Genomic DNA, 20,792 nt, shown 5'->3' with positions numbered 1-20,792 from the left:
GGCGATGAGTTCCGCGCCGCCGCCCGGTCTACCGTTCGTGAACTCCATGACACCCGCCGTACTCGTGCTGCCCGGCTCCCTCACCCGTGATGACGTGCCCCGACTGTGCGAGGACGTGCGCGTGAGACTGGAGGCCACCGGCGCCGATGTCGTGGTCTGCGATGTCGCGGGCCTCGGTCCGCCCGGACTGACCACCGTCGACGTACTGGCCAGACTCCAGCTCGCCGCCCGCCGGGCCGGAGGCCGGATACGCCTGCGCGACCCCGATCCGGCCCTGCACGCGCTACTCGGTCTCGTCGGCCTCCGCTTCGAGGTGGAGGGGCAGCCCGAAGAGCGGGAACCACCGCTTCGTGTCGAGGAAGCAGTGGAACCCCGTGATCCGGCCCCCTGATATCTCCAGGACCTGCACCGCCCACGGCATGTAGCCGCCCTCGTCCGGATCCGGCTTGTACTGCGCGAAGCCCGGCAGGCCATTGACCTCGACCGGCACCAGGCGTGAGTTCGCACAGGGGGCGCCCAGCGTCGTCATGAAGCCCGTGATGTCCTCGTGGCCGCTCAGCCACAGGTCGAACGGAGGCATCGTCATCACCGCGTCCTCGTGCAGCAGCGCCGTCAATGCCGTCATGTCGTACCCCTCGAACGCCGCCACATAGCGCTCCAGGAGCTTCTGCTGCTCCTCGTCCAGCGGGTCGGAGACGGCGCCCTCCTCGGCCGTGCCGTCGCGCTCAGCGAGGGTCGCGCGGGCCCGCTGGAGCGCGCTGTTGACCGAGGCGACCGTGGTGTCGAGCAGCTCGGCGACCTCGCTCGCCTTCCAGGCCAGGACCTCGCGCAGGATCAGCACGGCCCGCTGCTTGGGCGGCAGTTGCTGCAGGGCGGCCATGAAGGCGAGGCGCACCGACTCCTTGGCCACCGCCGCCTCGGCCGGGTCGCTGGGTGTGGGCAGTACGCGGTTGTCCGGCATGGGTTCCAGCCAGGTGTTGTCCGGGCGCGGGGTCAGTGCCGCCTGCGCCAGTGGTGTCGAGTCCGTCAGGTCCATGGGGCGGGCCCGTTTGTTGCCCGCCGTCAGCATGTCCAGGCATACGTTCGTCGCGATCCGGTACAGCCACGAACGCATCGAGGAACGGCCCTCGAACTTGTCGTAGCTGCGCCAGGCGCGCACCAGTGTGTCCTGCACGGCGTCCTCCGCCTCGAAGGACGAGCCGAGCATGCGGTAGCAGTACCCCGTCAGCTCGACCCGGTGCTTCTCAAGCCGGACATCGAGATCCGCCGTCGTCACCGTTCCGTCGCTCATAGCCAACCCACCCCTGTGGCTCAGTCCCTCGCACGCACCTTTGCGCGCCACCACTTCGGAAGCTACCGCAGGCCACTGACAATGGCCCCCGAACCACACGAAGGCCCAGGTCAGGGGCTCCGCCCCTGGACCCCGCTGGGGGCTGCGCCCCCAGACCCCCGTATCGGCCTGAACGGCCTCGTCCTCAAACGCCGGACGGGCTGGTTGTGCCTGGGGCCAGCTGCGAAGTTCCGCCTGGGGGGTCCGGGGCGGAGCCCCGAAGGGGGTCTGGGGGCGCAGCCCTCAGCGGGGTCCGGGGCCGGCCCCGGGATGGGACGGGTAGGGGCGGCGGGGGCGAAGAACCGTGGCGCCGGCCCCCGGCGCTCAAGGGCCCGCGTCAGTGACCGGCGTCAGTGCGCCGCCACAAGACCCCGCCGCGCCTGAACCCGAGCCGCACGCGACCCCAGCACCGTGATCCCCACGACCCCGATCACCGCCAGCAGCCCAAGCGCAACCGTCCCGCCCCAGCCCCCCGCGTGGAACGCGACCGCACCGAGCGTGCTGCCCGCACTGGACCCCACGTAGTACGCGGACTGGTACAGGGCGGAAGCCTGGGCGCGGCCCTCCTTGGCCGTGTGGCTCACGGACGACGAGGCCACCGCGTGGCCCGCGAAGAAGCCCGCCGTGATCAGGACCAGGCCGAGCAGCACCAGCACCAGCGAGTCCGCCAGCGACAGGAGCAGGCCCGCTGTCGTCGTGCCGCCCGCCAGGTAGAGGGAGCCGCGGCGCCCAAGCCGGCCCACCAGCTTGCCCGCCGTCGACGCCGAGACCGTACCGACCAGGTAGACCAGGAAGATCGAGCCGATGATCCCCTGGGGAAGGGAGAACGGGGCGTCGGTCAGCCGGTAACCGATCACCGTGTAGACGGCGCCGAAGACCGTCATGAACAGCGCGCCGATCGCGTACAGCCGCCGCAGCAGCGGATTCGAGAGGTGGGCGCGAACCGTGCGGGCCAGCACCCGCGGCCGCAGCGACCCCGCCTTGAAGTGCTTCGGCGCCGGGAGCAGCAGCCGGAACGCGACCGCGCACGCCACCGCGACGATCCCGATCGTGCCGACGGCGACCCGCCAGCCCCACTCCTGCGCGACCCAGCCGGTGATGACCCGGCCGCTCATACCGCCGACGCTGTTGCCCGCGACAAACAGACCGATCGCGGTGATCAGTGCCTTCGGCCGTACTTCCTCCGCCAGATACGCCGTCGCCGAGGCCGGCAGCCCGGCCAGCGCCGCACCCTGCACCGCCCGCAGCGCGATCAGCGTGCCGACCGACGGGGCGAAGGGAACCAGCAGCCCGACGGTCACGGCGATGCCCAGGGAGGCCGTCATGACCGTACGCCGACCGAACCGCTCCGACAGCGCGCTCATCGGCAGGACGAACAGCGCCAGCGCACCGGTCGCCGCCGACACCGTCCAGCTCGCCGCGCTCGCCGTCACCCCGAAGTCACTGGAGATCAACGGAAGAAGGGCCTGCGTGGAGTAGAGCAGCGCGAAGGTCGCGACACCCGCGAGGAACAGGGCGAGGCTCATCCGGCGGTAGCCGGGCCCGCCCGGAGTCATGCGGGAGTCGGTGGTGGAAGCGGCGGAAGGTACGGAAACGGTCGAGGCGGCGCCCATGGTGGTGGACGCCTGGGTACTGACGGAAGGCATGCTTCGAACCTAAAGAACGGCCTCTCATCCGTCCAATGCATGGAATCGTCATAATCGTTCCTATGAAGCATCAGCAGAGTTCAGAGCCTCACCTGTCACCATCCAGTGACACAGAAGACATCGTCGCGCTGCTCGCCCCACGCCTGGCGTACTTCGCGGGAGTCGCCCGCACCGAGCACGTCACCCGCGCCGCGCAGGAGATGCAGGTCCCGCAGTCGACCCTGTCCCGCGCCATGGTCCGCCTCGAACAGGACCTGGGCGTCGACCTGTTCGCCCGCCGGGGCCGTACGGTCTCGCTCACCTCCGCCGGGCGTACGTTCCTGGGCTCCGTGGAGCGGGCGCTTGCCGAGATCGAGCGGGCGGCCGACGCGGTACGGGCCGACGCCGACGCCACCTCCGGCAAAGTCGCCTTCGGCTTTCTGCACACCATGGGCTCCGAGACGGTGCCCGGTCTCATCCGTGCCTTCCGGGCCGATCATCCACGGGTCCGCTTCAGCCTCGTACAGAACTACGGCGAGGCGATGATCGAGCGGCTGCGTTCGGGCGAGCTGGATCTCTGCCTCACCTCACCGATGCCGGACGCCCCCGACCTCGTGGCCCGCCGCCTCGACGAGCAGAAGCTGCGCCTCGTGGTCCCCGCCGACCACCGCCTCGCCGGCCGCAAGCGCGTCCGTCTGGCCGAGGCCGCCGACGAAACCTTCGTCACCCTCGAACCCGGCTACGGCCTGCGCCGCATCACCGACGACCTCTGCAAGGAGGCCGGCTTCCGCCCCCGTGTCGCCTTCGAGGGCGAGGAGGCCGAAACACTACGGGGCCTGGTGGCGGCGGGGCTGGGAGTGGCTCTCCTGCCACCACCGGCCGTACCGCGCCCAGGAGTTGTCGAACTGACGGTCACCGCCCCACGAGCGGCCCGCGAGATCGGCGTCGCCTGGCTGGACGGCCACCCGGACACCCCACCGGTGGCAGCCTTCAAGAAGTTCCTGCTGTCGAGAAGGGGCAACTTGCTCCCGGACTGACACTGGCGTGTTCGCACCCTCCCCGGTGCTCACCGCCGCAACGACTTCCCGAACCCAGAAGCCAACGGCATCCGCAAGCCAAGCGGAGGCGGAGCCGCGAACGCGTCCTCCACAGGCCGGGAAAACCCCCGCTCGAACAACGCCCCCATCACAAAGTCCTCGGCGAGCGCGAGAACTTCCTCCCGATGCTGGGACAGCCCATGACCGTCGGAGTGCACCTCGAACCGGCAGATGTCCCGGTTCGCCTTCTTCGCCCGCGCCGCGAGCCGAAAGGACAGCTCCGGATCACTGCGCGCATCCATCGTCCCGTGCACGATCAGCACCTGCCGCCCGCCGAGCTGCTTGACGGGTTCCTCGGCGGCCGCCATATCGTCCTCCGGCAGCCAAGGGGACATCGACAGCACGGAGTTGACGGCGGTGTGCCCGGCCGCGTGCAGGGCGGCCCGACCGCCCATGTCAAGACCGGCGAGACACACGGGCACGTCTCCGTAGCGGCGTACGACCTCATCGGCGGCCCAGACGGCGTCGTGGGCGAGATGCGCCTCGCTGCCGTTCCAGCCGCGAAACCTGTAGTGCACGACGTGCGCGATCAGCCCGTCCGTATGCCCCGCGCGCGCGAGGCGGCGCCCCAGCGAGCGTACGGAGGCGGTCGCCAGCATCGGTGACGGCCTGCGGGCGGAGGTCTCCTCGCCGCCGGGCAGCAGCAGCACCACGCCGCTCACCGCCATCGGTTCCGTGCCGAGCGCCCGCCCCAGCCGGGCCCTGCGAACCGGCGTCGCTTGCTGTGCCATGACAGAACATTGTCAGAAGCAAGGGTGTACGTCAGTCGTCCGCAGGGTCACCGTTGGGTATCGACGAATTTCCCAAAGGAGGACTCTACGCGCGTAGGCGTTAGTATTCGGAAATGACGACCCAGCACCAGCACACTCCCGGTGCGGACCAGATCCGCCGGGCCCCCAAGGTCCTGCTGCACGACCACCTCGACGGGGGCCTGCGCCCCGGCACGATCGTCGACCTCGCGCGCGAGACCGGCTACAAGAACCTCCCCGAGACCGACCCCGAGAAGCTCGGCATCTGGTTCCGCGAGGCCGCCGACTCCGGTTCCCTGGAGCGGTATCTGGAGACCTTCGCGCACACCTGCGCCGTCATGCAGACCCGCGAAGCGCTGGTGCGGGTGGCCGCCGAGTGCGCCCAGGACCTCGCCGAGGACGGCGTCGTCTACGCCGAGGTGCGGTACGCGCCCGAGCAGCACCTGGAGAAGGGGCTCACCCTCGAAGAGGTCGTCGAAGCCGTCAACGAGGGCTTCCGGGAAGGTGAGCGGCGCGCCCGCGAGAGCGGCCACCGGATCCGCGTAGGTGCCCTGCTGACCGCCATGCGGCACGCGGCCCGCGCCCTGGAGATCGCCGAACTCGCCAACCGCTACCGCGACGTGGGCGTCGTCGGCTTCGACATCGCGGGCGCCGAGGCCGGCTACCCGCCCACCCGCCACCTGGACGCCTTCGAGTATCTGAAGCGGGAGAACAACCACTTCACGATCCACGCAGGCGAAGCCTTCGGGCTGCCCTCCATCTGGCAGGCCCTCCAGTGGTGCGGCGCCGACCGGCTCGGCCACGGTGTACGCATCATCGACGACATCCACGTCGCCGACGACGGCTCCGTGAAGCTCGGCCGCCTCGCCTCGTACGTCCGCGACAAGCGCATCCCGTTGGAGCTGTGCCCCAGCTCCAACCTCCAGACGGGCGCCGCCGACTCGTACGCCGAGCACCCCATCGGGCTGCTGCGACGGCTGCATTTCCGGGCGACCGTGAATACGGACAACAGGTTGATGTCGGGCACCAGCATGAGCCGGGAATTCGAGCATCTTGTCGAGGCCTTCGGTTATTCGCTCGATGACATGCAGTGGTTCACAGTCAATGCGATGAAATCAGCATTCATTCCTTTCGATGAACGGCTGGCGATGATCAATGACGTGATCAAGCCCGGCTATGCGGAGCTGAAGTCCCAGTGGCTGTTCCAGCAGACCGCCTCGACCAGCGGTTCTGTGGTCGAGGGGCGCTGATCGGGTCGTAGGAAAAGCGGCCGGGCGACTGTCGCCCCGGCCGCTTTTCGATGTTTGCGGGGCGTTCTCCCACGTGACTACGGTTTCGAACCGCTCGAGATCCGTCACAGCGCAAGGACGAAGTCGAAAATGAAGCAGTCTGCTGTCAAGACCCTCGGTGTCGCCGCTCTCGGTGCCGCCTTCGCCGCCGCCGGCGCGGGCGCCGCCAACGCGGCCCCGGCCGTGCCCGACCCCGCCAGGACCGTGGACACCGTCACCTCGGCGGTGCCGGGGGGCGACGTCGCCACGACGCTGCCCGCCGGTGGCGCGGAGGCGCTTCCCGCGGCCCCGGCCGCGTCGACCGCGGACCTGACCGCGCCGGTCGCGGGCCTGGCCGGCGGCGTGCCCGCTGCCGACCTGATCGGCGGCGTGCCCGCCGGGCAGCTGCCCGTCCAGGGCCCCGGGCTTCCCGCGGTCTGAGTCCGCACCTGTACGCGCCGATGGGGCGCCTCCCCGAATCCGGGAGGCGCCCCATCGGCGTATGTGGGTGTGGGGTGCGTGGATCACCAGGCCGTACGAGCCGCCTTGCCCTCCGAGGGGAACAGGATCCACAGCGCTATGTAGAGCAGGAACTGCGGACCCGGCAGCAGACAGGACACCAGGAAGATCACACGCATCGTGGTCGCGGAGGTACCGAAGCGCCGTGCCAGCGCAGCGCACACTCCGCCGATCATCCGGTCGTTCGTGGGGCGGGCAAGGCGGTTCATCTACGGCTCCTTCGTGAGCGTACGAGGCCTCCCTTCTGGCTGCCTCATCTGCCTTCCACGCTACGACCACGAAAGGGGCAAAGCGTCGCTCTACGGGGCGATGCCGACCCTGGGAATCGTCGGGGTCCGACCCTGAGCCGCATCCTCCCGGTGGAGGGCGGCCCGGCGCCGCGTCTCCGTCCGGCGGCGCAGTACGGCGCGCACGGCGGGGACGAACGCCATATGGGCCAGGGCCACTCCCACGGTGTTGAGCAGCAGCGAGTCGACGTCCACGACCTGGCCGGGGATCCCGGTCTGCAGCAGCTCGATGCCCATGGAGAGCAGGGCGCCGGCGGCGACCGTACGGAGCAGGGACAGCAGTGGGGAGGCGGACAGCCTGCCGCCGGCCATGGGCAGCAGTACGCCGAGCGGGGCGAGCAGCAACAGCCCCTTGCCGATGTTGCGGGCCGCCGCCTCCGGGCCCAGGGCCAGATCGGCTCTGATGCTCGCGAACGGACGCAGGTTCGCGGCGCTCACCCACGGCACGTCCAGGGGACGCAGCGTGAGCCAGGCGACGAGCGCGAGATGTGCGACGAGAAGAACACCTCCCGCCGCACGGATGCGGAACGCGGCGCTGCCGCCGTTTGAGCCTTGACGCACGCCCCCCAAGACGCGGCCTTCGGCAGGATCGGTTCCGTGTGTCGCAAGGGCTTGCCTCACACAGGTGAGGCGTCTGCCACAGACCCAGGCCTCAGGGCCGGCCGATCTCCGTCGACGGCGGGGACTGGGTACCCGGCCGGGAGAGGACCTCGGGCGTGCACTCGTAGCGGCGTACGGGGTCCGTGCCGGGGCCGCCGAGGATGACCGCGCCGCCGTCGGAGGCCGCGGCCGAGGCGCTGAAGGTGCAGATGAGCTGGGCCAGCGCGTACGAGGTGAGCGCGCCGGGCTCGGTGCTGAGCCGGAGCGCGCCGTCCGGGTCCTCGGGGCGCGGCTCGCCGACCGTCATGCCGTCCTGGACGTCCGTCGTGTAGCCCGCCTGCCGCTCGGCGTCCGTCGGTTCCGCGGCGAGCTGGTCGAGGAGCGCCTGTGCGGCCTGTACACGGTCCATCTCCGTGTTGCCGTCGGTGACGCGCACGATTCGGTCGACCCGCACCAGTTGCGAGGAGCACAGCATGAAGACCTGGACGAGGATCCCGCCCGAGGACTGCGTAGCGAGATCCGGTCCACTCGCCGTACAGGACAACCGGGACGGCGCGGGCCCGAACTCGGTAGGCACCTCAGTCGGCCGGATCCCGCATCCGGCGAGCGCCACGGCGAGCAACGGCACGGCGAGCAGGGCGGTACGCACCCGGCGTACGCCCCTTGAGCCTCGTACGTCCCATGGGCCGCGTACGGTCATTGCCCCTCCCCCTCGGAGCCGTCGCCCTCACGGGACTTGCCGTTCTTCTTCCGGTTTCCGCGGCCTGACCGCTCCTGCCGGTCCTCCTCTTCCATCAGGACCGAGGCGTCCTGCGGCAGCCTCAGGGTGAACACGGCGCCTGAATCGGGGGAGTTGGCGGCGGTGAGCTCGCCGCCGTGAATGTGCGCGTTCTCCAGGGCGATGGACAGGCCCAGGCCGCTGCCCTCCGAGCGCGGGCGGGAGGCGCTCGCCTTGTAGAAGCGGTCGAAGACGTGTGGGAGGACCTCCTCGGGGATGCCGGGGCCGTGGTCCTGCACCTCGATGAGCACGTCGTCCCCCTCCTCGCGCACGGACACGCGCACCGGGGAGCCGCCGTGCTTGAGGGCGTTGCCGATCAGGTTCGCCAGGATCACGTCGAGGCGGCGCGGGTCGAGACGCGCGGTGATGCCGCGCTCCGCGTCCAGCTCCACCGCGTCCAGCCAGGCGCGCGCGTCGATACAGGCGGTGATCTGGTCGGCTATGTCGACGTCGTCGAGGACGAGCCGGGCCGTGCCCGCGTCGAAGCGGGTGACCTCCATGAGGTTCTCCACGAGGTCGTTCAGGCGCCGCGTCTCGCTGACGACGAGGCGTACGGCGGGCTCGATCATCGGGTCCACGCTGCCGGTCTCCGCGTCGAGCTCCTCCTCCAGGACCTCGGTCACGGCGGTGATCGCGGTCAGCGGCGTCCGCAGTTCGTGCGACATGTCCGCCACGAAGCGGCGGGAGGCCTCATCGCGCGCACTCATGTCCGCGACCCGCTTCTCCAGAGCCTCCGCGGCACGGTTGAACGTCCGTGACAGATCCGCGAGTTCGTCCGTGCCCGACACCCGCAGCCGGGTGTCCAGCTTGCCCTCGCCGAGCCGCCGGGCCGCCGTGCCGAGTCGGTGCACCGGCCTGAGTACGGTCGTCGCGGCGGCCTGCGCGAGCAGCGCCGAACCGATCAGCGCGAGCCCGGTCGCGATACCCAGCGACCAGGCAAGGGAGTCGAGGTCCTCGGCCTCCGGCTCCAGGGACTTGAGCATGTAACCGGTCGGCCCGCCCCCGATCACCTTCGCGCCGCCCACCAGATACGGATGGTCGCCGTCGAGGATCCGCTGCCAGTACAGGTGGTACGGGTGCTTGTTGCCCGAGGTGAGCTCCTGCTCCCTGTTCACCGCCTTCTGAAGGGACTTGGGCACATCGTCCAGGGAGAAGTCGTCCAGGTCGGAGTTGCCGACAACGGTCTGCCCCGCCTCGTCCTCGGCGATCAGCAGCACACTGAACCCCTGCGGGCTGTTGGCCATCTGGCGTGCGGCGGCCTCCAGATCGTCCTGCGTCGGATGCACCGCCAGCGCGCTCGCGCGGTTCTGCATCTCCTGCTGGAAGTCGCGCAGCACCGCGTCCTGCGTACGGGTCAGCACGGCCTCGCGGTTGAGCCAGTACGCGATTCCCGACGCCGACACCGCCGCGGTGAGCGCGACGAGCCCGAACACGACGACCAGACGTAGTCGCAGGCTCGTGAAGCGCAGCCCCGCCAGTATCGTCCTGCGCGCCGCGGCCCAGCCACGGAGCTTGTCCTGCGATGGGGTCACTGAGGACTGTCCAGCCGGTATCCCACGCCGCGCACGGTACGGATCAGCGTCGGCGAGGACGGCACGTCCTCCACCTTCGCGCGCAGCCGCTGCACACAGGCGTCGACGAGCCGCGAGTCACCGAGGTAGTCGTGCTCCCACACCAGTCGCAGCAACTGCTGGCGGGACAGCGCCTGTCCGGGCCGGCGGCTGAGCTCCAGGAGCAACCGCAGCTCGGTGGGCGTCAGTTGGAGATCCTCGCCGTTCTTGGTGACGGTCATCGCCGCGCGGTCGATCACCAGGCTGCCGAACGTCGCCGAGTCGTTGGCCTCCCGCTCGCCACGCCGCAGCACGGCCCGGATACGGGCGTCCAGCACCCGCCCCTGCACCGGTTTGACGACATAGTCGTCGGCCCCCGACTCCAGCCCGACCACCACGTCGATGTCGTCGCTGCGGGCGGTGAGCAGGATGATCGGCAACTGGTCCGTGCGCCGGATGCGCCGGCACACCTCGAACCCGTCGATGCCGGGCAGCATCACATCCAGCACGATCAGGTCCGGCCGCTGCTCGCGCAGCAGTTTCAGACCGTCCTCTCCGGTGGCAGCGGTGGCCACACGGTGCCCCTGGCGCGTCAGCGACAGCTCCAGGGCCGTACGGATGGCGTCGTCGTCCTCGATCAGCAACAGGGAAGGCACGGACGTCATTCTGTCCCATGACACGGCGCTGTATCGACTCCTGGAGCGCTCCCACACATCTCGCCCATAGGAGTGACCGTCCGAGATACCGGATGAGTAGCCGTACGACGCTTCTCTGTGATCAACCTGTGCCGCGCCTGGGCCTCGCCCCTGTTGCACGCCTGTGACAGTCGGCTGACACCGTCATGAAGTCGCGTAGGCAAGCTTCTCGGCACAGGCAAGGAAGCACCACAGAGCAGTACCGAGAAACCGGAACTCCACGACGGGGGGCGCGAGATGAACACGCTGCACAGCACCAGCACTAGCGCGGTCGCAGTTGTCACGCGTCTTCACGACGTCACGCGCAACACCGAGAAGTCCGGTGCCGTGAGCGGGCGGGGGTGCGCTCGCGGCACCGGGCGTCAGCACACCGGGTCGTACATGACGGTGGTTGACGCACATCTGGTGGGGGGCAACGGGGGAACGCACGGGGGATCCACGTACGGGGAGGGCTCGGGGGAGCGTCGTTCGGTGTCGGAGGCGGAGTTCACCGCCTACGTCCAGGAGCGCCGCGCCTCCCTGTACGCAACCGCCTACCACCTGACCGGCGACCGCTTCGAGGCCGAGGACCTGCTCCAGAGCGCCCTCTTCTCGACGTACAAGGCGTGGGACCGGATCAGCGACAAGGCCGCGGTCGGGGGCTACCTCCGCCGCACCATGACCAATCTGCACATCAGCGCGTGGCGCCGCCGCAAGCTGAACGAGTACCCGACCGAGGAGCTGCCGGAGACGGCCGGCGACACGGACGCGATGCGCGGCACGGAGCTGCGCGCCGTCCTGTGGCAGGCGCTCGCCCGGCTGCCCGAACTCCAGCGCACCATGCTGGTCCTTCGTTACTACGAGGGCCGCACGGACCCGGAGATCGCGGAGATCCTCGACATCAGTGTCGGCACGGTGAAGTCCAGCATCTGGCGGTCGCTCCGCCGGCTGCGCGAGGACGAGGTCCTCAGCTTCGGCCGTGACGAGGAGGAGTCCTTCGGGGAGCTTGTCGCCTGACAAGCCCGCCCGGGGGCAACGGGGGAAAGAAAGTACGGGGGAAAGTAAGTACGGGGGGAAGCACGGGGGCTGTTCGTCACTCTGGGGGGAGGCGGCGGACAGGTAACGGGGGAGCACTGCAGGGGGGATCAACGGGGTCAACGGGGGACCACGGGGGTAACAAGAAGCGGGACTGGAGGGCCGGGGGGTCCATCCAGTCCCGCTTTTTTGTGCGTACGTGATTGAAGCGGGCGTACGTGACTACGCCGCCGTACGCGCCTTCACACACCGTCCCGCAGCGGCCGCCGCCAGCCTGCCCAGTGCCTCGTCCTTGTCGCAGGCGTGGGCGCCCAGGGACGTCTGGCGGGACACGATGGAGCGTTCGGCGCGCATCAGGCGCCAGCCGCGGCGGAGCAGGAACGGGACGGACTTGCGGCCCTCCTTGAGGTCCCGCAGAAAGCGGCGGCGGAATGTCCGCACCGGCCCGCGGCTCAGACACAGCGCGTCCGCCAGCACCCCGAGTTCCTGGCAGCGCCCGACGATCTCGGCGGCGAAGATGCCTTCCGCGATGAACAGCGGGGTCCGCCCGATGCCGACGGTCTCCTCGCCGGTACGGGCGCTGAGGGAGATGTCGTACACGGGAACCTTCGTGTGCCCCGTACGGCACAGCTCGACGATCGCCGCGACGGCGGTGTCCGCGTCCCAGGACAGCGGATGGTCCCAGTCGATGTCCGAACTGCCCGCCACCTGCGGCAGCGTCGGGTCGTCGCCCTCCTTGTAGAAGTCGTCGAGCCGCAGCACCGGGAGACCGGAACGGGCCGCGAGAAGGGACTTGCCGGAACCGGAGGGGCCGCACAGCAGCACGACCCGGGCGGGTATCTGGGGATGGGAACTCACGAGGCACCAGTGTGCGGCATCGAGGGCTCCTTGCCGACCCTGCGGGTCGCCTTTGGAGCACGCATCACATCGCAGCCCTGGCCCTCCTGGACGGAGGAGGGCCAGGGCTGCCGGCTTGTGCGGTTCGTGACGCGCCCAGCGGGCCCAGTACGGCTAGTACGAGGAGCCGGACGCGCCCAGAGAACCCGTCGGGTGCCAGACCGTCTTCGTCTCGAGGAACGCCGTCATGCGCTCGATGCCGGGCGTCTCCGCGTAATCCACAGACTGTGGACGCAGGACCCGCTTGAGGTTGTCCGCCGCCGCGATCTCCAGTTCCTTCGCCAGTACGTCGTCCGCGCCGGCCAGATCGATCGCGTTGACGTCCTGGTGGGCCGCGAGGGGCGTCGCGATCTCCGCCGTACGGCCGGAGAGGACGTTGACCACGCCGCCGGGGAGGTCGGAGGTGGCCAGGACCTCGCCGAGGGAGAGGGCCGGGAGGGGGGACTTCTCGGACGTCACCACGATCGCCGTGTTGCCGGTCGCGATCACCGGGGCGACCACCGAGACCAGGCCCAGGAACGATGACTCCTGCGGCGCGAGTACGACCACGACGCCCGTCGGCTCCGGCGTCGACAGGTTGAAGAACGGGCCCGCCACCGGGTTGCCGCCGCCCACCACCTGAGCGATCTTGTCGGTCCAGCCCGCGTACCAGACCCAGCGGTCGATCGCCGCGTCGACCTGGACGGCGGCCTTGGACTTCGACAGGCCCTCCGCTTCCGCGACCTCCCGTACGAACTGCTCCTTGCGGCCCTCCAGCATCTCGGCGACGCGGTAGAGGATCTGGCCGCGGTTGTACGCCGTGGCGCCGGACCAGGGGCCGAACGCCTTGCGCGCGGCGACCACCGCGTCACGGGCGTCCTTGCGGGAGGCGAGGGGCGCGTTCGCCAGCCACTTGCCCTTCGAGTCGGTCACCTCGTACACCCGGCCGCTCTCGGAACGCGGGAACTTTCCGCCCACGTACAGCTTGTAGGTCTTGAAGACACTGAGCCTTGCGTCAGACATCGAGGTACGCCTCCAGGCCGTGACGACCGCCCTCGCGGCCGAAGCCCGACTCCTTGTAGCCGCCGAACGGCGAGGTCGGGTCGAACTTGTTGAACGTGTTGGACCAGACGACGCCCGCGCGGAGCTTGTTCGCGACGGCCAGGATCCGGGAGCCCTTCTCCGTCCAGATGCCCGCCGAGAGGCCGTACTGGCTGTTGTTGGCCTTGGCGACCGCCTCGTCCGGTGTGCGGAAGGACAGTACGGACAGGACCGGGCCGAAGATCTCGTCGCGGGCGACGGTGTGCGCCTGAGTGACGTTCGTGAAGAGCGTCGGGGCGAACCAGTAGCCGGAGGACGGCAGTTCGCAGGCCGGGGACCAGCGCTCGGCGCCTTCCGCCTCGCCCTGCTCGGTGAGCGCGGTGATACGGGCCAGCTGTTCGGCGGAGTTGATCGCGCCGATGTCGGTGTTCTTGTCGAGCGGGTCGCCCAGGCGCAGGGTCGACAGGCGGCGCTTCAGGGAGTCCAGCAGCTCGTCCTGGATCGACTCCTGTACGAGGAGACGGGAGCCCGCGCAGCAGACCTGGCCCTGGTTGAAGAAGATGCCCGTGACGATGCCCTCGACGGCCTGGTCGATGGGTGCGTCGTCGAAGACGATGTTGGCGCCCTTGCCGCCGAGTTCGAGGGTGAGCTTCTTGCGCGTGCCCGCGACGGTCCGCGCGATCTCCTTGCCGACGGCTGTCGAGCCGGTGAAGGCGACCTTGTTCACGTCCTCGTGCGCGACCAAGGCGGCGCCCGTGTCGCCATATCCCGGAAGGATGTTGACGACGCCCTTGGGCAGGCCCGCCTGGCGGCAGATGTCCGCGAAGAACAGCGCCGAGAGGGGGGTCGTCTCGGCGGGCTTCAGGACGACCGTGTTGCCGGTCGCGAGGGCCGGGGCGATCTTCCACGCCAGCATGAGGAGGGGGAAGTTCCAGGGGATGACCTGGCCCGCGACGCCCAGGGGCCGCGGGTTCGCTCCGCTGTGTCCATTTGTCGTCCTCCGGCCGAACCCAGCGTGGTCGAGCTTGTCCGCCCAGCCCGCGTAGTAGAAGAAGTGCGCGGCGACCAGGGGAAGGTCGGTGTCGCGTGTCTCCTTGATGGGCTTTCCGTTGTCCAGCGTCTCCAGGACGGCCAGTTCGCGGCTGCGCTCCTGGATGATGCGGGCGATACGGAAGAGGTACTTGGCGCGCTCGGAGCCCGGCAGCGCGGACCACTTCTCGAAGGCCTTACGGGCGGCCTTCACCGCACGGTCGACGTCCTCGGCGCCCGCCTGGGCGACCTCGGAGAGAACCTCTTCGGTGGAGGGCGAGATCGACTTGAAGACCTTGCCGTCCGCCGCCTCGGTGAACTCACCGTCGATGAACAGGCCGTACGAAGGCGCGATGTCGACGACGGACCGGGACTCGGGGGCCGGCGCGTACTCGAATACGGAAGCCATGATGATCAATCCACCGTCACGTAGTCGGGGCCGGAGTAACGGCCGGTGGCCAGCTTCTGGCGCTGCATCAGCAGATCGTTCAGGAGCGAGGAGGCGCCGAAGCGGAACCAGTGGTTGTCCAGCCAGTCCTCACCCGCCGTCTCGTTCACCAGGACCAGGAACTTGATCGCGTCCTTGCTGGTGCGGATGCCGCCCGCGGGCTTCACCCCGACCTGTACCCCGGTCTGTGCACGGAAGTCGCGCACGGCCTCCAGCATGAGCAGGGTGTTCGCGGGCGTCGCGTTCACCGCCACCTTGCCCGTCGAGGTCTTGATGAAGTCGGCACCGGCCAACATGCCGAGCCAACTGGCGCGCCGGATGTTGTCGTACGTCGACAGCTCGCCCGTCTCGAAGATGACCTTCAGGCGGGCGCTCGTCCCGCAGGTCTCCTTCACGGCGACGATCTCGTCGTACACCTTCATGTAGTTCCCCGCGAGGAAGGCGCCGCGGTCGATGACCATGTCGACCTCGTCCGCCCCGGCCGCGACGGCGTCGCGTACGTCGGCCAGCTTCACGCCGAGCGCGGCGCGGCCTGCGGGGAAGGCGGTCGCGACGGAGGCGACCTTCACGCCGGAGCCCGCGACGGCTTCCTTGGCGGTGGCCACCATGTCGGGGTAGACGCAGACGGCTGCCGCCGTGGGGGTCGTACGGTCCGTAGGGTCGGGGTGGACGGCCTTGGCGCCGAGTGCCCGGACCTTGCCGGGGGTGTCCGCGCCTTCCAGCGTCGTCAGGTCGACCATCGAGATGGCGAGGTCGATGGCGTACGCCTTCGCCGTGGTCTTGATGGAACGGGTGCCGAGCGAGGCGGCGCGCGCCTCCAGGCCGACCGTGTCGACGCCGGGCAGCCCGTGGAGGAAGCGGCGCAGTGTGCTGTCGGACGCGGTTACGTCGCCGAGTGCGTGTGCGGCTGGTGCTGTGGTGGGCATGGTCACGAGGGGAGCATATCTACGCGCGTAGCGGCTGTACAACCCCTGGGGCTTTCCGACGCTCGTCGAAAGCTCGGGCCGACGCTCGTCGCGAGCTCGGTCTGGCGCTCGTCGAGTGCTCGGTGACCGCGGATGAGCGTTGTCAGAGGCGTCGGGCAGAATCGGGAGCATGACGAACCCGGATCATCAGCCACCGCCACCGGACTCCTCGGGATCTTCGGACTCCCCGGAGACTCCGGGCACTTCGGGTTCTCCTGGTACCCCGGATTCCCAGGGCGCTCCTGATTCCCCGGGCTCGTCGGAAGCGTCGAGGCCCTCGAGTCCGGAGTACAAGGACCGGATCTACCGGTCGCCCGCAAGTATCGCGGGCGGTGTGCTGCTGCTCGCCATCGCGGGCTGGCTCGGTATCGACGCGCTGATCGTGGGCGAGGGCCGGACACCGTGGCTGGCGCTCGCCGGGCTCATCTTCTTCGTCCCGCTGGTCGTCGCCTTCACCCTGCGCCCGGCCGTCTTCGCGAACGAGGAGCGGCTGCGCATCCGTAACCCCTTCCGCGTGATCGTGCTGCCCTGGGGCACGGTCGAGACCCTGCGCTCCGGCTACTCGAACGAGGTGCTCGACAAGTCCGGCACCAGGTACCAGCTGTGGGCGATACCCGTCTCGCTGCGCGCCCGCAAGAAGGCGGCGCGGCAGCAGGCCCGCGCTGACAAGGAGGTCGGCGCCGTCCGTCCGTCGCGGATACCGGAGCCGACCGGGCCCGTGCGCGCCCAGGCCGACCAGATCATGGACGAGCTGCGCGAGCTGGTGGCGGCGCGTGGGCCGGACAAGCGGGCGCAGGGTGAGCCGTCGGTGCGGTGGGCCTATGAGATCGTGGCGCCGGCACTGGCCGGTGCGGTGCTGCTGGCCATTCTGCTCGCGATGGGGTGACCGCTCGGGCCACGGGCCGACCGGGGCCGATGGGGCTACGGTGACCTCGCGCGTAGGTCTGCGAGCCCGATCTGCCGAGGCCGCGCGCTCAGGGGGCCGAGGTGGTCCGCACACCCGGTCAGGCGCCGAGGAGGCGGCCCACATACCCGGGATCTTGAGGAGATGGGCGATTTCGGCCGTACGAGAGGGTGGTGGCTGCCTTCGCCGTCCGGGTGTCCCGTCACCACCGGTTCAGGCATCACCGGCGTAGCCACGCACTGAGGGAGTAGATGTGTCGTACGACGAGCCTCTGCGGCTGCCCGCCACGGCGATACCGGACGGCTGCCGGGACTGGACGACCGGGCAGGCCGGGGTCTGGTCGGCGGCGCTGCCGCCGCGCTGGACGTTCCTGCGCGTACGCAGGTCGGTCGCGGCCGGAGTGACCACCTTCGCGCTGTGCGCGGGCGGCTGGGCCGTGCTGCTCGGCGGGACATGGCCGTTCCTCGCGGCGGCCTTCGCGGTGTACGTCCTGTGGGTGCTCGCCCGGCCCGAGCTCGTCTGGGCCGGGGCGCCCGCGCTGCTCCTCGCGCTCGCGTTCCAGGCACCGTCGCAGCCGTGGGGGGTGACCGCACTCTTCGTGCTCGTCGTCGGGGCCGCCTGGGCGGTCGTCGCCGTACGCCTGCGAGCCCGGAGCGCGCAGTACGAGCGGGCGCTGGAGGCATCCGAAGGCATCACGGCGTGGCTGCCGGACGCGGAGGAACCGGTGCGGCGCGGCAGCTTCCTGCGCAACCTCGGCCTCGTGGTCCTCGCCCTCGGCGTGCTGACCGGTGCCACCTCGGGCCTCTGGGGCTCGGCCGCCGACCGCCGGGGCGCCTGGGCCGCCGCCTTCTTCGTGGCCGGCCTCGGCGCGACCGCCCTGGCCTCGGCCTGGTTCGGCCGGCACCGGGCCGTCGGACTGCGCCGGGAGCCCGCACCGGTACTGCGCGTCCTGGTGCGCGACGACGTGGAAGGCAGCACGGAGGTGTACGCGGCGGACGACGTCCGGGCCATCCGCCCCCTGTTCACAGTCGACCTGACCTCGTTCGACGATGACGAGGACGACGATGACGACGACGATGCGGAAGCCGAAGGGACGCAGACCGAGGACGACGAGGAGGAGCTCGAGCGGCTCCTGGAGGTCGTGGATGCCGACACCCCGGGCCCGGTCCGCGAAGCCGTCCTCTACGGTGTGCCCTTCGACGGCGCCGAGGTCCTCGTCCTCAGCGCCGACGTGGACCCGGCCCAGCCTCCGCTGATCGAGTGGTCGACGGGACCCGTACGCCCGTTGTCGCTGAGCGCGGGCCGGCGGCGTATAGAGCGGGAGAAGGTGCGGGAGGCGCAGAGCCGCCAACTGGAGGAGCAGGCAAGGGAGTTGGCCGGGACCCAGCCGCCCGTCGCGGTGCGCCGCTGGCATGCCGGGTGGCTCGACTGGCTGGCGGCCGCGGTGCTGGTGGCCTGGGGCGTCTGGCTCTGCTGGCCTTGGTCCACCGAATCCGGCACCGCCGTGTGGAAGCTGGCCCTGGTCGTCGTACTCGGCGTCTACGGCGCGGTCCGCGTCCCCGTGAAGCTGGCCTGGCGCATCACCGCCGACCGTACGGGCCTGTGGGTCACCGGCCTGCGCGGACCCCAGCACGTTCCCTGGGAGGACCTCCGCTCCGTACGCCGCCGACGCTTCGAGCTGAAGCTGCGCTGGCGGGGCGACAACTGGGCTGTCGCCGCCCCCCACTGGGGCTGGCTGGAGCGCACCCGCGGCCTGGTCCACCCGTACGACGCACTGGCCGCCGAGCTCAGCGCGATGCGCACGGATCCCGCACTGCGGCCGACGGGCGAGAGCACGGCGCCCGAACGGGGGCGCCCGCTGTGGCCGCTGACCGTGGTGCTGGCGCTGGGGTGGGTGGTTGCGGTGATGGCGCTGAGGTGAGGGGGCGCGCTGCTCAGGGTGCGCTCGGCTTCGGGCACCGGAGCGCGCCCTGTCGCGTGCCGCTCAGAGGCCCGCCGCCGTGGAGAGGTCACGCTTGATGGCCGTCAGGAGGGCCGTCGCCTTCTCACGCGCCGTGGGCAGGTCGGTGTGCGAGGCGACCGGGATCACGACCTCCAGGTAGCACTTCAGCTTCGGCTCCGTGCCGCTGGGGCGGACGATGACGCGGGCGCCGTCGAGTGTGTAGCGCAGGCCGTCCGTGGGCGGCAACTTGTCCGTGCCCTTCGTCAGGTCCTCGGACTTGGTGATCGCCAGGCCGGCGAGGTGGGTGGGCGGCTGCTCGCGGAGGCGGCCCATCGCGTTCGCGATCAGGGAGAGATCGTTCACGCGGACGGAGAGCTGGTCGGTGGCGTGCAGACCGTGCTCGACGGCGAGGTCGTCGAGCAGGTCGAGGAGCGTGCGGTTGTCTTCCTTCAACTCCGAGGCGAGCTCCGTGATCAGCAGGGCCGCCGTGATGCCGTCCTTGTCCCGTACGCCCTCGGGGTCCACGCAGTAGCCAAGGGCCTCCTCGTACCCGTAACGCAGGCCCTCCACCCGGGCGATCCACTTGAAGCCCGTCAGGGTCTCCTCGTACGGGAGTTGCGCCTTCTCCGCGATACGGCCGAGGAGGGAGGACGAGACGATCGACTCCGCGAAGGTGCCGCGGGCGCCGCGCTTCACGAGGTGGGCGGCGAGGAGAGCGCCGACCTCGTCGCCGCGCAGCATGCGCCAGTCGCCGCCGTCCTTGACGGCCGCGGCGCAGCGGTCGGCGTCCGGATCGTTCGCGATGATCAGATCCGGGTTCGTCTCGCGGGCCTTCGCGAAGGCCAGGTCCATCGCGCCCGGTTCCTCCGGGTTCGGGAAGGCGACGGTCGGGAAGTCCGGGTCCGGATCCGCCTGTTCGGCGACGAGGACGGGTTCCGGGAAGCCCGCACGGGCGAAGGCGGCGAGGAGGGTGTCCTTGCCGACGCCGTGCATCGCCGTGTAGACGGTGCGGGCGGTGCGAGGGGAGCCCGCGGCGAGTACAGCGTCCGTACGGGCGAGATAGGCGCTCAGGACACTGCCGTCGCCGTCGTCGGCGAGGGTCTCCCACCCCTCGGCCGGACGCGGTACGTCACTCAGGCCGGCGATCGCTTCGATCTCCGCGGCGATCTCGGCGTCCGCCGGGGGCACGATCTGGGAGCCCTCGCCGAGGTAGACCTTGTAGCCGTTGTCGCGGGGCGGGTTGTGGCTGGCGGTCACCTCCACGCCGGCGACCGCGCCGAGGTGCCTTATGGCGAAGGCGAGGACGGGGGTGGGGAGGGGGCGGGGGAGTACGGCTGCCCTCAGACCCGCGCCCGTCATCACCGCGGCGGTGTCGCGGGCGAAGTCCTCCGACTTGTGACGGGCGTCGTAGCCGATGACGACCAGGCCGTTCTCCTGGCCCTTGCCCTTGAGGTACGCGGCGAGGCCCGCGGCGGCGCGGATGACCACCGCGCGGTTCATCCGCATGGGGCCGGCGCCGAGTTCGCCTCTCAGACCCGCGGTGCCGAACTGGAGGGTGCCGCCGAAACGCGCGGCGAGCTCCGCGGTGTCCTCGCCGTCGATGAGCTTGGCGAGTTCCTCACGGGTCTCCGCGTCGGGGTCCTCGGCCAGCCACGCCTTGGCCCGTGCGATGAGTTCGTCCTGCACGTCGGGTCAACCTCTCTCTTTGGTCCACACCTTGGCGGGCCTGGTACCGGTGGGTGGGGGAGGGGTTCTTTTCCCCAGCCCCGCCCCTTCCCGAAACTGGGGGTTGCGCCCCCAGGCCCCGCCAGGGGGTGGGGGGTGACAGTCGTGTCGCGGCTGCGGGTGCATTGTGGCTGGTCGCGCAGTTCCCCGCGCCCCTGAAAAGCAAAAGCCTGCGGCGCCCCGGGGAAGCCCGCACCCCCGACTACTCGCGGCTTCCCTCCGGCGGGAGGGGGCGTGGGCCGGTGCGTCGCATGCCCGTCGCGTAGCTTCGGTCTCGGAGAACCCGCACCCTGTACCAGCCCAGGGCCGTATGCCCGCCCTGCGACGGGCTGACGCACCGGCCCACGACC

20 protein-coding genes are annotated in these 20,792 nt (G+C 70.3%); 7 read left to right on the top strand and 13 right to left on the bottom strand.

The window, feature by feature from the left end; all coding sequences use genetic code 11:
• The first annotated feature begins 4 nt into the window (after nucleotides 1–4).
• Nucleotides 5–391 carry an STAS domain-containing protein gene (locus tag OP79_RS52365; protein ID WP_078492144.1) on the top strand — a complete coding sequence of 129 codons (387 nt, stop codon included), beginning with the start codon at nucleotides 5–7 and terminating at the stop codon, nucleotides 389–391.
• Here OP79_RS52365 and OP79_RS32495 read toward each other — a convergent pair.
• A complete protein-coding gene (locus tag OP79_RS32495; protein ID WP_033325270.1) occupies nucleotides 284–1,291 on the bottom strand; it encodes a sigma-70 family RNA polymerase sigma factor in 1,008 nt (335 codons plus the stop codon). The two genes, OP79_RS52365 and OP79_RS32495, sit on opposite strands and share 108 nt — an antisense overlap.
• A gap of 389 nt (nucleotides 1,292–1,680) precedes the next feature.
• The gene (locus tag OP79_RS32490) at nucleotides 1,681–2,976 is read right to left on the bottom strand and encodes an MFS transporter (protein ID WP_033325268.1); all 1,296 of its coding nucleotides are present in this window, start codon (nucleotides 2,974–2,976) and stop codon (nucleotides 1,681–1,683) included.
• 62 nt (nucleotides 2,977–3,038) lie between these two features.
• On the opposite strand from OP79_RS32490, the gene OP79_RS32485 reads away from it, so the two are divergent.
• Nucleotides 3,039–3,992: a LysR family transcriptional regulator gene (locus OP79_RS32485; protein ID WP_033325266.1), complete on the top strand. Its 954-nt coding sequence runs from the start codon at nucleotides 3,039–3,041 to the stop codon at nucleotides 3,990–3,992.
• 29 nt (nucleotides 3,993–4,021) lie between these two features.
• On the opposite strand, the gene OP79_RS32480 is transcribed toward OP79_RS32485, so the two are convergent.
• The gene (locus tag OP79_RS32480) at nucleotides 4,022–4,783 is read right to left on the bottom strand and encodes an alpha/beta hydrolase (protein WP_033325264.1); all 762 of its coding nucleotides are present in this window, start codon (nucleotides 4,781–4,783) and stop codon (nucleotides 4,022–4,024) included.
• Between the two features lie 113 nt (nucleotides 4,784–4,896).
• Here OP79_RS32480 and OP79_RS32475 point away from each other — a divergent pair, with 113 nt between their 5' ends.
• Nucleotides 4,897–6,051 (top strand): adenosine deaminase, encoded by a 1,155-nt coding sequence (locus OP79_RS32475; protein ID WP_033325262.1) that lies wholly within the window; start codon nucleotides 4,897–4,899, stop codon nucleotides 6,049–6,051.
• Between the two features lie 129 nt (nucleotides 6,052–6,180).
• Nucleotides 6,181–6,510 (top strand): hypothetical protein, encoded by a 330-nt coding sequence (locus tag OP79_RS32470; RefSeq protein ID WP_033325260.1) that lies wholly within the window; start codon nucleotides 6,181–6,183, stop codon nucleotides 6,508–6,510.
• A gap of 83 nt (nucleotides 6,511–6,593) precedes the next feature.
• On the opposite strand, the gene OP79_RS32465 is transcribed toward OP79_RS32470, so the two are convergent.
• The 5 genes from OP79_RS32465 to afsQ1 form a co-directional block, all read right to left on the bottom strand.
• Complete coding sequence (locus OP79_RS32465) at nucleotides 6,594–6,797, bottom strand: PspC domain-containing protein (protein WP_033325258.1); 204 nt, start codon at nucleotides 6,795–6,797, stop codon at nucleotides 6,594–6,596.
• Between the two features lie 90 nt (nucleotides 6,798–6,887).
• A complete protein-coding gene (locus OP79_RS32460; protein WP_033325256.1) occupies nucleotides 6,888–7,436 on the bottom strand; it encodes a VanZ family protein in 549 nt (182 codons plus the stop codon).
• A 91-nt stretch (nucleotides 7,437–7,527) separates the two neighbouring features.
• A complete protein-coding gene (locus OP79_RS32455) occupies nucleotides 7,528–8,175 on the bottom strand; it encodes a hypothetical protein (protein ID WP_051745089.1) in 648 nt (215 codons plus the stop codon).
• Nucleotides 8,172–9,785 carry a sensor histidine kinase gene (locus tag OP79_RS32450; RefSeq protein WP_033325252.1) on the bottom strand — a complete coding sequence of 538 codons (1,614 nt, stop codon included), beginning with the start codon at nucleotides 9,783–9,785 and terminating at the stop codon, nucleotides 8,172–8,174. The genes OP79_RS32455 and OP79_RS32450 overlap by 4 nt, the downstream gene beginning before the upstream one ends.
• Entirely contained in the window at nucleotides 9,782–10,459 is a 678-nt protein-coding gene (gene afsQ1 / locus OP79_RS32445) for a two-component system response regulator AfsQ1 (protein ID WP_128380879.1), read from the bottom strand. Before afsQ1 ends, OP79_RS32450 begins: the two co-directional genes overlap by 4 nt.
• Before the next feature lie 276 nt (nucleotides 10,460–10,735).
• Between afsQ1 and OP79_RS32440 the strand changes: the two genes are divergently transcribed.
• Nucleotides 10,736–11,494: a SigE family RNA polymerase sigma factor gene (locus tag OP79_RS32440; protein WP_078492143.1), complete on the top strand. Its 759-nt coding sequence runs from the start codon at nucleotides 10,736–10,738 to the stop codon at nucleotides 11,492–11,494.
• 240 nt (nucleotides 11,495–11,734) lie between these two features.
• On the opposite strand, the gene OP79_RS32435 is transcribed toward OP79_RS32440, so the two are convergent.
• The 4 genes from OP79_RS32435 to deoC form a co-directional block, all read right to left on the bottom strand.
• Nucleotides 11,735–12,370, bottom strand: coding sequence for a uridine kinase family protein (locus tag OP79_RS32435; protein WP_033325248.1), 636 nt, complete (start codon nucleotides 12,368–12,370; stop codon nucleotides 11,735–11,737).
• Nucleotides 12,371–12,523: 153 nt separating this feature from the next.
• Nucleotides 12,524–13,411 carry an aldehyde dehydrogenase family protein gene (locus OP79_RS32430; RefSeq protein WP_033325247.1) on the bottom strand — a complete coding sequence of 296 codons (888 nt, stop codon included), beginning with the start codon at nucleotides 13,409–13,411 and terminating at the stop codon, nucleotides 12,524–12,526.
• Nucleotides 13,404–14,867, bottom strand: a complete 1,464-nt coding sequence (locus tag OP79_RS32425) for an aldehyde dehydrogenase family protein (RefSeq protein ID WP_033325386.1) — start codon at nucleotides 14,865–14,867, stop codon at nucleotides 13,404–13,406. Before OP79_RS32425 ends, OP79_RS32430 begins: the two co-directional genes overlap by 8 nt.
• A gap of 5 nt (nucleotides 14,868–14,872) precedes the next feature.
• Nucleotides 14,873–15,832: a deoxyribose-phosphate aldolase gene (deoC, locus tag OP79_RS32420; RefSeq protein WP_033325384.1), complete on the bottom strand. Its 960-nt coding sequence runs from the start codon at nucleotides 15,830–15,832 to the stop codon at nucleotides 14,873–14,875.
• A gap of 169 nt (nucleotides 15,833–16,001) precedes the next feature.
• Between deoC and OP79_RS32415 the strand changes: the two genes are divergently transcribed.
• Together OP79_RS32415 and OP79_RS32410 are read left to right on the top strand one after the other, a co-directional pair.
• Nucleotides 16,002–16,757: a PH domain-containing protein gene (locus OP79_RS32415; protein ID WP_078492142.1), complete on the top strand. Its 756-nt coding sequence runs from the start codon at nucleotides 16,002–16,004 to the stop codon at nucleotides 16,755–16,757.
• Between the two features lie 271 nt (nucleotides 16,758–17,028).
• Nucleotides 17,029–18,696 carry a hypothetical protein gene (locus OP79_RS32410; RefSeq protein ID WP_033325246.1) on the top strand — a complete coding sequence of 556 codons (1,668 nt, stop codon included), beginning with the start codon at nucleotides 17,029–17,031 and terminating at the stop codon, nucleotides 18,694–18,696.
• 63 nt (nucleotides 18,697–18,759) lie between these two features.
• Here OP79_RS32410 and OP79_RS32405 read toward each other — a convergent pair whose 3' ends face one another.
• On the bottom strand, nucleotides 18,760–20,403 hold the full coding sequence (locus OP79_RS32405; RefSeq protein WP_033325245.1) for a phospho-sugar mutase: 1,644 nt from the start codon (nucleotides 20,401–20,403) through the stop codon (nucleotides 18,760–18,762).
• Nucleotides 20,404–20,792 lie beyond the last annotated feature (389 nt).

This window comes from Streptomyces yerevanensis (assembly GCF_000716805.1).
Classification (GTDB): domain Bacteria; phylum Actinomycetota; class Actinomycetes; order Streptomycetales; family Streptomycetaceae; genus Streptomyces; species Streptomyces flaveus.
This window is presented reverse-complemented; position numbering and strand designations above follow the sequence as displayed.

Bases quoted from the DNA above. Each gene is read 5' to 3' on its own strand.
- OP79_RS52365 (WP_078492144.1), top strand. From the start codon at position 5: ATGAGTTCCGCGCCGCCGCCCGGTCTACCGTTCGTGAACTCCATGACA.
- OP79_RS32495 (WP_033325270.1), bottom strand. From the start codon at position 1,291: ATGAGCGACGGAACGGTGACGACGGCGGATCTCGATGTCCGGCTTGAG.
- OP79_RS32490 (WP_033325268.1), bottom strand. From the start codon at position 2,976: ATGCCTTCCGTCAGTACCCAGGCGTCCACCACCATGGGCGCCGCCTCG.
- OP79_RS32485 (WP_033325266.1), top strand. From the start codon at position 3,039: ATGAAGCATCAGCAGAGTTCAGAGCCTCACCTGTCACCATCCAGTGAC.
- OP79_RS32480 (WP_033325264.1), bottom strand. From the start codon at position 4,783: ATGGCACAGCAAGCGACGCCGGTTCGCAGGGCCCGGCTGGGGCGGGCG.
- OP79_RS32475 (WP_033325262.1), top strand. From the start codon at position 4,897: ATGACGACCCAGCACCAGCACACTCCCGGTGCGGACCAGATCCGCCGG.
- OP79_RS32470 (WP_033325260.1), top strand. From the start codon at position 6,181: ATGAAGCAGTCTGCTGTCAAGACCCTCGGTGTCGCCGCTCTCGGTGCC.
- OP79_RS32465 (WP_033325258.1), bottom strand. From the start codon at position 6,797: ATGAACCGCCTTGCCCGCCCCACGAACGACCGGATGATCGGCGGAGTG.
- OP79_RS32455 (WP_051745089.1), bottom strand. From the start codon at position 8,175: ATGACCGTACGCGGCCCATGGGACGTACGAGGCTCAAGGGGCGTACGC.
- OP79_RS32440 (WP_078492143.1), top strand. From the start codon at position 10,736: ATGAACACGCTGCACAGCACCAGCACTAGCGCGGTCGCAGTTGTCACG.
- OP79_RS32430 (WP_033325247.1), bottom strand. From the start codon at position 13,411: ATGTCTGACGCAAGGCTCAGTGTCTTCAAGACCTACAAGCTGTACGTG.
- OP79_RS32425 (WP_033325386.1), bottom strand. From the start codon at position 14,867: ATGGCTTCCGTATTCGAGTACGCGCCGGCCCCCGAGTCCCGGTCCGTC.
- deoC (WP_033325384.1), bottom strand. From the start codon at position 15,832: ATGCCCACCACAGCACCAGCCGCACACGCACTCGGCGACGTAACCGCG.
- OP79_RS32415 (WP_078492142.1), top strand. From the start codon at position 16,002: ATGACGAACCCGGATCATCAGCCACCGCCACCGGACTCCTCGGGATCT.